This window comes from Actinospica durhamensis, assembly GCF_018139695.1.
Taxonomy (GTDB): domain Bacteria; phylum Actinomycetota; class Actinomycetes; order Streptomycetales; family Catenulisporaceae; genus Actinospica; species Actinospica durhamensis.
This window is the reverse complement of sequence record NZ_JAGSOG010000316.1, coordinates 1-9,083: the sequence shown is the minus strand read 5'-3', so window position 1 is coordinate 9,083 and position 9,083 is coordinate 1. Positions and strand designations below refer to the sequence as shown.

Annotated in this window: 10 protein-coding genes; 7 read left to right on the top strand and 3 right to left on the bottom strand. The window is 70.8% G+C overall.

What is annotated here, in order from left to right; all coding sequences use genetic code 11:
• Nucleotides 1-235 precede the first annotated feature (235 nt).
• The 7 genes from KDL01_RS35775 (at nucleotide 236) to ppk2 (ending at nucleotide 7,608) form a co-directional block, all read left to right on the top strand.
• Nucleotides 236-649 (top strand): OB-fold nucleic acid binding domain-containing protein, encoded by a 414-nt coding sequence (locus tag KDL01_RS35775; protein WP_246577467.1) that lies wholly within the window; start codon nucleotides 236-238, stop codon nucleotides 647-649.
• Nucleotides 650-749: 100 nt separating this feature from the next.
• A complete protein-coding gene (locus tag KDL01_RS35770) occupies nucleotides 750-1,097 on the top strand; it encodes a DUF8817 family protein (protein WP_212533138.1) in 348 nt (115 codons plus the stop codon).
• Between the two features lie 129 nt (nucleotides 1,098-1,226).
• A complete protein-coding gene (locus KDL01_RS35765; RefSeq protein WP_212533137.1) occupies nucleotides 1,227-2,468 on the top strand; it encodes a sugar efflux transporter in 1,242 nt (413 codons plus the stop codon).
• Complete coding sequence (locus KDL01_RS35760) at nucleotides 2,443-3,912, top strand: glycosyltransferase (RefSeq protein ID WP_212533136.1); 1,470 nt, start codon at nucleotides 2,443-2,445, stop codon at nucleotides 3,910-3,912. The genes KDL01_RS35765 and KDL01_RS35760 overlap by 26 nt, the downstream gene beginning before the upstream one ends.
• 170 nt (nucleotides 3,913-4,082) lie before the next feature.
• Nucleotides 4,083-5,306, top strand: coding sequence for an acyl-CoA dehydrogenase family protein (locus KDL01_RS35755; RefSeq protein ID WP_212533135.1), 1,224 nt, complete (start codon nucleotides 4,083-4,085; stop codon nucleotides 5,304-5,306).
• Nucleotides 5,307-5,543: 237 nt separating this feature from the next.
• On the top strand, nucleotides 5,544-6,515 hold the full coding sequence (locus tag KDL01_RS35750) for a hypothetical protein (RefSeq protein ID WP_212533134.1): 972 nt from the start codon (nucleotides 5,544-5,546) through the stop codon (nucleotides 6,513-6,515).
• 115 nt (nucleotides 6,516-6,630) lie between these two features.
• The gene (gene ppk2, locus KDL01_RS35745; protein WP_307846754.1) at nucleotides 6,631-7,608 is read left to right on the top strand and encodes a polyphosphate kinase 2; all 978 of its coding nucleotides are present in this window, start codon (nucleotides 6,631-6,633) and stop codon (nucleotides 7,606-7,608) included.
• A 92-nt stretch (nucleotides 7,609-7,700) separates the two neighbouring features.
• Here the strand turns inward: ppk2 and KDL01_RS35740 are convergent, their stop codons facing one another.
• The 3 genes from KDL01_RS35740 to KDL01_RS35730 form a co-directional block, all read right to left on the bottom strand.
• Entirely contained in the window at nucleotides 7,701-7,913 is a 213-nt protein-coding gene (locus tag KDL01_RS35740) for a hypothetical protein (protein ID WP_212533132.1), read from the bottom strand.
• Between the two features lie 99 nt (nucleotides 7,914-8,012).
• Complete coding sequence (locus KDL01_RS35735) at nucleotides 8,013-8,216, bottom strand: cold-shock protein (protein ID WP_212533131.1); 204 nt, start codon at nucleotides 8,214-8,216, stop codon at nucleotides 8,013-8,015.
• A gap of 352 nt (nucleotides 8,217-8,568) precedes the next feature.
• Nucleotides 8,569-9,083 (bottom strand): cytochrome P450 (locus KDL01_RS35730; protein ID WP_212533130.1); only part of this gene is annotated, 515 nt, incomplete at its 5' end.

Genomic DNA, 9,083 nt, shown 5'->3' with positions numbered 1-9,083 from the left:
CTCGCCGTGCGAGAGCGCGTTGTGCGCCGCCTCGCGCAGCACCATGTAGGTTTCATCCAGGATGTCGGCCGGCACCCAGGACTCGTCGCCGTTGACCCGCACGTGCGCGGACACGCCGTTCGCCTCGCGGCCCCGCCCAAGGCCTCGCCCGCCGTGCCGCCCGAGCAACCCCTGCACCAAGCCCGATGAGCCGTGAGCGCGGGCCGATCCGGCCCGCGGGAAGGAGAGCGCGAGGATGCGCGAATCCGACACCACCACCGCGACGAGCGAGGCCCGCCGGGCCGGGCTGCTCAAGCGGGTCTTCTCCCGCCTGACCGCGGACACCGAGGAACTCGACGCGGCCGACCTGAAGGCGGCCATCCCGGCCCAGGGCGCCACCCCGATCGCGCGCTGTCGCGACCGGGAGCCGGTGTGCATCCTCGGCACCCTGCGCACGGTCACCTTCCGTCCACGGGCCGGCGTGCCCGCACTGCAAGCGGAACTCTGGGACGGGACCGGGACGGTCTCCGTCGTCTGGCTGGGGCGGCGCAGCATCCCCGGCATCAGCCCGGGGCGGGTCGTGAAGGTCCGGGGACGCATCACGACGCTGCGAGGCCAGCGGGTGATCTACAACCCGATCTACGAGCTGCGACCTGGAGGTTCAGACTAGCCGCGCAGGTGCGTCGCGGCGGGGCGTCACGCGTTAAAACCGCGTATGTATTCATGCATCCTTCTTCACCGGCCCGGCCGCGGGCGCGTTCACTAAGGCCATGTCCTCCGTCGCGATCGCCGTCCCGATCCTGCCCAGCGGCGATCTGCGCCGGGCCGAGGCGTTCTACGCCTACCTCGGCTTCGCGGTGATCAGCCGCGGCCCGGACTACCTGCAGCTGGCCCAGGACGGCGTCGAGCTGCACCTGTACCTGGCCGAGGACCTCGACCCGCTGACCAACCCGGCCGGCTGCTACCTGCGCGTGCCCGACCCGGCCGGCCTGCGCGCGCACTGGTGTTCCGACGGGGTCAACTGCCTCGAGCTGCCGGTCGGCGCGGCCTACGGGGAGACCGTGTTCGCCGTCGTCGACCCGGATGGCAATACCCTGCGCTACGGCCGAACCGGCTGACTGAAGAGTATTGACATAGCAGTACGGCCGCGTCCTAGAATAAGGGGTCTCATTCGGCCGGAACCTGCGGCAGGACGCTCACTTGCTCGATACATGCACTGATTCACCGGGACGCTCGGGGCGACGCCGGTGAGTACGGTCGAGAAGACCGACACGGGGATTCGGGGAAAAGGCCGGATCAAGGCGGGTACCTCCGCGCTGGCGCGCGACGGTGCCCTGTGCGCGCTGCTCGGGATCACCGGCATGGGCGGGGTCGCGGTGGCCATGGTCATCACCTCCATGAGCCTGTTCCTGTCCGACGAGGTCGGCGCCTCGCCCCTGATGATCGGGCTGTTCTTCTCCTGCCGCTCGGTCGTGGAGATCGTGGCCGGCCTGGCCGTCGGGGCGCTGTCCGACCGGATCGGCAACCGCCGCCTGCTGCTCGCGCTGTGCTCCTTCCTGTCCGCGGCCGGCGCGCTGTGTTACTACTCCTCCCGCGACTACTACGTGCTGCTCGTGGCGGTGGCCGTGCTCTTCGGCATCGGCAGCGCGAGCTTCGCCCAGACCTTCGCCTACACCTGGGACTTCGCCGAGCACCGGGCCCTGAACCCGACCTTCTTCAACGGGGTGTCGCGCTCGGTCAACTCGGTCGCCTGGATCGTGGGGCCGCCGCTGGCCTTCTTCGTCATCGGCGCGCACCAGGACTTCGACGCGCTCTACCTCACCGTGGCCGTGCTCTACGTCGCCTGCGGCCTGCTGTGCCTGTGGCGGCTGCCGAACCTGAAGGTGGAAAAGCGCGACGCCCGCGCCGCCAACCCCTTCCGCGACGTGAGCCTGCAGGTCTGGCTGATGCTGACGGCGGTGGTGCTGCTGCTGGGCGTCAACACCGTCTACCAGATCGACATCGCGCTGTTCATCACCAAGGACCTGCACTACGGCACCGAGTTCACCGGCCTGCTGATCGGCCTCGCCGCCGCCCTCGAGGTGCCGGTGATGATGTACGTCGGCGCGCGCTCGGCCCGGATCGGCAACTGGCGCCTGGTCGCGGCGGCGGCCTGGTGCGCCACCGTGTTCTTCGGCGTGCTGCCGCTGGTGCACGAGCGCTGGCTGCTGATCGCGCTGCAACTGCCCAACGCCGCCTGGGCCGCGATCGTGCTGAGCATCCCGTTCACGATCGTGCAGGACGAGCTGGCCGGCCGGGTCGGAGTCGCCTCGGCGCTGTACACCAGCGCGTTCCAGACCGGGATCGTGCTCGGCGGAGCGGCCGCCGGCATCGTGGCCGAGTGGGCCGGCTACACCGACGTCTTCTGGGCCTGCGCCGCACTCACCGCGTGCGCGGGCTTCCTGCTCGCCTGGAAAAGAGACCATGGAAGCGCACCGGCCGTCGTTTAGCGTCGTCATCCCCACCTACAACCGGGAACGCCTGCTCCGGCTGACCCTGTCCTCGCTGGTGCGCCAGACGCTGCCGGCCGAGGACTTCGAGGTCATCGTCGTGGACGACGGGTCGAGCGACGGCAGCGAGCGGGCGGTGGCCGAGTTCGCCGACCGGCTGCACGTGCGCTACCTGTTCCAGGAGGACCGCGGCTACCGGGTCGCGGCCGCGCGCAACCTCGGCATCGACGCCGCAGTGGGGGAGTACTGCGTCTTCGTCGACTCCGGCGTGATGCTCGAATCCGGCGCGCTGGCCGCGTTCGGACGGCGCCACGCCTCGACGCCCGGGCCGGCCGCGGTATGCGGATACGTGTTCTGCTTCAACGAGGACAACGAGGACGCCGCGCTGATCGAGCGGGAGATCGACTACGACGACCCCGACAGCACGATCCGGCGGCTGCGCGAGCGCGGCGAGTGGCTGGACTACCGCGAGGAGTTCTACACCAAGTACGGGGACGAATTCGCCGACCTGCCCGCGCCCTGGCTCGTCTACTGGACCTGCAACGTCTCCGCGCCCACCGCGCTGCTGCGCCGGATCGGCGGCTTCGACGAGGCGTTTCGCACCTGGGGCGGGGAGGACGTGGACCTCGCCTACCGGCTGCACCGGGCCGGCGCGCGCTTCGTGCTCGGCCGCGACGCCGCCGGGATCCACGTGCCGCACCCGAAGAGCCAGTCCGAGAACATGGCGTCCACCGCGCCGAACAACCGCTACATCGTGGAGAAGTACGACACGCCGATCACCCGGCTGGTCGACGGCACCCACTTCTGGATACTCAACGACCTGATCCGCGAGCGCGCCCTGCCCGCGTGCGCCGAGCATCTTTCCACCGCGGACCCCGCCGCCGGCTCGGTCCTGGTGGCCGCGGCCCACGCCCGGGACGCGGCGCTGGCCTGCGGCGGCACCGTCGCACGCTGGCGCGCCCGCGGCCACCAGGTCGTGCTCGCCCTCACCACGCCCGCCTCGGACGAGGCCGTCGCCGCCGCCCGCACCCTCGGCGTGGACGCGGCCGACGTGTGCTTCCTCGGCGATGTCCCGGAAACCGAGCTGCGCACGGCGCTCGGGAAGCTGCTGGCCGACCTCCCGGACGTGACAGAGGTCTACATCCCGCACCTGACCCGGGACGAGGACCCCAAGCGCCGCGCCCTCGGCACGCTCGTCACCGAGGGCCTGACCGCGCGCGGGATCGGCGCGAGCGTGAGCGTCTACCGCTACGTCCTGCCGCAGCCCGCCCCGGCGATCGGCGCGGACCCCGCGGACCTCGGCGCGGAGCGCCTGATCACCCGCGACGTCGCGCCCTACGCCCTGGCCAAGGCCTCCGCCCTCGGCGCGTACGGCCCGGCGCCCACACCCGCCGCGCCGCGGCTGCGCCAGCAGCTCGAGACCTTCTGGATCGACGAGGTCTGATCCCCGTCCGGCCCGGGCCGCCCCCGCGCCCTGCGCCGATCACCCTGCGCCGATCACCCTGCGCCGAACGAGGGACACGGCGGGCGACGGGTGCCGCCACGAGGCGTACTCCGCGCGGAAGCGGGCAGTCGGGATCAGTACCTGACGATCCGCGCAGCAAGGAGTACGCCATGGCGGACGAGGAACGGCCGCGGCGCGACCGGCCCGACCAGGCCCTGCCCGAGCACGTCCTGACCGAAGACCTCTACCAGTTCGAGCGCCTGCTCACCCCCGAGGAGGCCGAGATCCTGCTGCGGGTGCGCGAGTTCCTGCGCAAGGACATCGCCCCGAACGCGAACGCATGGTGGGGCCGCGCCGCCTTCCCGCACGAGATGATCCCGCGCTACGCCGCCCTCGACATCGCCGGGCTGCCCTACGAGGAGTGCCACCCCGGCGGCGTGAGCAGCCTGCTGACCGGCTTCATCGCCCTGGAGATGGCGCGGGTGGACCCGTCCATGGCCACGTTCTACGGCGTGCACGCCGGGCTCGCGATGGGCAGCGTGGCCCGCTGCGGCTCGGCCGAGCAGCGCCGGCGCTGGCTGCCCGCGATGGGCCGGATGGAGCAGATCGGCGCGTTCGCGCTGACCGAGCCACAGGGCGGCTCCGATGTGGCGCTCGGCTTGCACACCACGGCCCGCCGGGACGGGGACCACTGGATCATCAACGGCGAGAAGCGCTGGATCGGCAACGCCACCTTCGCCGATCTGATCGTCGTATGGGCGCGCAGCGAGGAGGACGACGCGGTCCTCGGGTTCGTGGTTAAGAAGGACAACCCGGGCTTCAAGGCCACCCGGATCGAGAACAAGATGGCGCTGCGCACGGTCGAGAACGCGGACATCGTCTTCACCGACTGCCGCGTCCCCGAGGCCGACCGGCTGCAGGAGGCGCACGGCTTCCGCGACACCGCCGACGTGCTGCGCCACACCCGCAGCGGCGTCGCGTGGGAGGCCGTCGGCGTGATGCTCGCCGCCTACCGCATCGCCCTGGACTACACGCTCGAGCGCCAGCAGTTCGGCGGCCCGGTGGCGCGCTTCCAGCTGATCCAGGACATGCTCGTGCGCATGCTGGGCGACGCGACCTCCTGCCTGGGCATGGTGGTGCGGCTCGCGCAGCTCGAGGACGCCGGGATCTACCACGACCACCACTCGGCGCTGGCCAAGGCCTACTGCACCACGCGCATGCGCGAGACGGTCGGCTGGGGCCGCGAACTGCTGGCCGGCAACGGCATCCTGCTGGACTACAGCATCGGCCGCTTCGTCGCCGACGCCGAGGCGCTCTACTCCTACGAGGGCACCCGCGAGATCAACACCCTCATCGTGGGCCGCGCCGCCACCGGCATCGGCGCCTTCGTCTGACGCGCCGGAGACGAGAAAACCGGCCGTATCCGTGCCGTATCCCTGCCGGGCCGGGCGCCCGAGTACGCGGGCGCCCGGCCGTGCGCGCACGCCGATCACGGAGTCTTCTCCTCGGGTTCGCCGCAGCGCCGCCGCCGCATCCACGCCGCGTCCGCCCCGGTGGGTATCACGGTTCTGTCTCACCCGACGGGCCGCCCACGGCCCGGCTACCCACGATTGCCCGAGGTGCGCTGAACCGTGAACCCCTCCCGCCTGCTCAGAACCGTCCGCCCGGCCCGCACCGTCCGCCCCCGGCTGCGCCCCGGCCTGCGCCGCGTCCTGGCCCCGGCCGCCGCCCTGGTGCTGCTGACCGCCGGGTCGCTGCTGGCCGTCGGCCCCGCGCAGGGCGCCTCCAGCACGATCCTGAGCCCCGAGTCCACCACCGGCATCGCCGGCTGGACCAACACCACCCACTACCTCGAGGGCACGCTCTCGGCCGGCGAGGGCGTCTCCACCGTCGACCCGGTCGGCGGCTCCGAGTACGAGCTCTACCGCGGCAGCGCCTCGATCTCGCTGGCGATGGACATCGCCGGCTGGACCCACATCGGCGACCCGGACTCGATCGACGGCTACATCTTCGACGACTACCAGAACAGCAGCTCCAGCGCGACGACCAAGCTCTACACCGTGACCACCCCGTCCGGCACCGTGTACCAGTACACGCACACGCTGGTGTCCGGCGAGCTGTACAACAACTCGTGGGTGGCGGTCAGCCCCGACACCCAGTGGATGCTCTCCGGCGAGTGGGGCACCATGAGCCACCTCCAGATCTACCCGACGCCGCTGCTCAACGCCCAGACCTCGCCCACCGGCGGCAGCCTGAACCTGGCCGGCTACATCGAGCTCGACCATGAGGTCAACGACATCCAGGGCTGCGACTTCGTCACCTCCACCGAGCTGATCTGCTCCTCGGACGACTCCAGCGAGACGCTGTTCAGCAACGCCAAGCCGCTGCTCGAGATCCGGCTGTCGGCCGCGCTGAGCGGCTCGAGCGTGACCGGCCACGTGATCGACCTCGGCTCGATTCCGCAGGCCAACAGCATCTGCTCGGGCACCTTCGAGGCCGAGGGCGTCGACTACGACGTGGCCACCGGCGTGCTGCGGGTCGAGATCATCCAGCCCAGCATCTGCGAGATCGAGACCACGATCTACGAGTACACCCAGAGCTGAGCACCGCACCACGGTGACGTACGGCGCCCGAGGCCCCGGCCGAGGGCGCCGTATGTTTACCCACAGTTCGAAGCCGGTTCGCACAACGGGCCCGTACGTTCGGGATATTGCACGTGTGAGCGAGGAGACGACCACGATCCACCAGTCCGCGAGCCCCGAGGCGCTCTGGCCGCTGGCCGACGTGACCGCGACGTCCGGCCTGCGGATCGAGGAAGACGATGACGACGATCCGATCCTGATCGACCGGGACGGACAGGCGGTGGACACCTGGCGCGAGGCCTACCCGTACCGCGAACGGCTGGCCCGGATCGACTACGAGCGTGACAAGAGGCTGCTGCAGATCGAGCTGCTCAAGCTGCAGAACTGGGTCAAGGCCACCGGCCGCCGGCTGGTGGTGCTGTTCGAGGGCCGCGACGCGGCCGGCAAGGGCGGCACCATCAAGCGCTTCACCGAGCACCTCAACCCGCGCGGCGCCCGCGTGGTGGCGCTGGAGAAGCCGAGCGAGCGCGAGCGCACCCAGTGGTACTTCCAGCGGTACGTGCAGCACCTGCCGGCCGCCGGCGAGATCGTGCTGTTCGACCGCTCCTGGTACAACCGCGCGGGCGTCGAGCGGGTGATGGGCTTCTGCGACCCGGCCGAGTACCTCGAGTTCATGCGGCAGGCCCCGGAGTTCGAGCGGATGCTCGCGCGCGACGGCATCACGCTGGTGAAGTTCTGGTTCTCCGTCTCCCAGGCCGAGCAGCGCACCCGCTTCCTGATCCGCCAGGTGGACCCGGTCCGGCAGTGGAAGCTGAGCCCGATGGACCTCGCGTCCCTCGAACGCTGGCAGCAGTACACGGACGCGAAGGAGGCGATGTTCTTCTACACCGACACCGCCGACGCGCCCTGGACCGTGATCAAGAGCAATGACAAGAAGCGCGCCCGGCTCGCCGCCATGCGCCACGTCCTCTCGCTCTTCCCCTACGACGCGAAGGACCCGGAGGTCGCCGCGGCCCCCGACCCGCTGATCCTCGGCTCGGCCGCGCTGCTGGCCGAGCGCTCGGGCACCGCCGCGGACATGCAGCACATCCTGCCGCGGCTGTCCGAGAGCTGAGCGCGCCGAGCGAGTCCGAACGAGGCGGAAACGGGGGAGTGCGGGAACGTGGCGTGGGACCGGCCGGGCGACTCAGGCCGGTGGCCGGGCCGTCAGGGGTACCTGCGGCGCAGGGAGGACTGCTCGACGTGCAGCACGGCCGTGGTGCCGGCCGCCTGGAGGTCCGCGATGCACGCGGCCGCGCTCTCGGCGGTCGGGTAACGGTAGGCGTTGGCCCGCACGAAGGTCAGGCCGTCGACCCCCCAGCACCGGCCCCAGTAACTGTCGGAGTCGGACGCGATGATCCAGCTGGTGGCCGTCTGCATGATCTCACCGTAGGCCCCGCCTCACCGTGCGGCAAGCCCGCCGGGCATACGCAACGGGGCCGCCGGATGAACCGGCGGCCCCGCGTGGTCGATCTAAGCTTAGATCGGCAGGATGTTCGCGGCCTGGGGGCCCTTGGGTCCCTGGGTGACGTCGAAGCTGACGGCCTGCCCTTCCTTCAGCTCACGGTAGCCCTGGGTGGCGATCGCGGAATAGTGGGCGAACACGTCCGGGCCGCCCCCGTCCTGCTGAATGAACCCGAAGCCCTTTTCCGCGTTGAACCACTTCACAGTGCCAGTTGCCATACTCGTGTGTCTCCTTCATGGACGCGATCGCCCCGAGCCTGAAAAAGGAGGCCCGCGCTGCGATCAGCGTTCCATCTCCGACAACACTACCCGACCAGGCCACTTTCCGCGCACCTTCGACGCTGCCGAGTCCGCGAATGTCGGCCGGATTTCGCCGCCGCCTGAGTCCCGCGCCGCTCTCAACAGGCCTAAAAGCCTCAAATGGGCGGTTGTGAAGAATACCTGGAGATCCTTTTTAAATCCCCGGGGCGTCGGAAAATCACCGCGCGGCCCGCGTGTCGAGTCGCTCGTGACCATGATTGTCGCATCGCCGAGCGGTCGGACGGCGCACGCGGCGCTGCCGGAGGCAGGCCTATATCGACGCGTCGCGCCCGAGCCGCACCGGCAGCTCGAGCACCCCGTTGTTGACGAAGCTGCCGAAGCGCGCCAGCGCGTCGTCCGGCACCGCGACCACCAGGTCGGGGAAGCGCGCGTAGAGCTGCTCCAGCGCGATGGCGCCCTCTAGCCGGGCCAGCGGCGCGCCGAGGCAGAAGTGCACCCCGTGCCCGAAGGACAGGTGCCGAGCGCCGGCCGCGTCCGCCGCGTCGGCCGCGGTTGCGTCCGGCTCCGACCCCGCCGACTCCGCCTCGCCGGAGGGCGCCTCGTCGTCCCCGACCGGGTGGAACGCCCCTGCTCCCGGCCCGAACCCCGCGGTGTCGCGCCCGGCGGCGGTGTACCCGGCCAGCACCGCGGTCCCGGCCGGTATGAGCGTGCCGCCCAGCTCCAGGTCACGGGTCGGGAAGCGGAACGGGAAGAAGCCGACCGGCCCGTCCCAGCGCAGCGTCTCCTCCACCACCTCGGGCCAGCCCCTGTCTCTTATACACAGCT

Bases quoted from the DNA above. Each gene is read 5' to 3' on its own strand.
- KDL01_RS35755 (WP_212533135.1), top strand. From the start codon at position 4,083: ATGGCGGACGAGGAACGGCCGCGGCGCGACCGGCCCGACCAGGCCCTG.
- KDL01_RS35770 (WP_212533138.1), top strand. From the start codon at position 750: ATGTCCTCCGTCGCGATCGCCGTCCCGATCCTGCCCAGCGGCGATCTG.
- KDL01_RS35740 (WP_212533132.1), bottom strand. From the start codon at position 7,913: ATGCAGACGGCCACCAGCTGGATCATCGCGTCCGACTCCGACAGTTAC.
- KDL01_RS35735 (WP_212533131.1), bottom strand. From the start codon at position 8,216: ATGGCAACTGGCACTGTGAAGTGGTTCAACGCGGAAAAGGGCTTCGGG.
- KDL01_RS35775 (WP_246577467.1), top strand. From the start codon at position 236: ATGCGCGAATCCGACACCACCACCGCGACGAGCGAGGCCCGCCGGGCC.
- KDL01_RS35760 (WP_212533136.1), top strand. From the start codon at position 2,443: ATGGAAGCGCACCGGCCGTCGTTTAGCGTCGTCATCCCCACCTACAAC.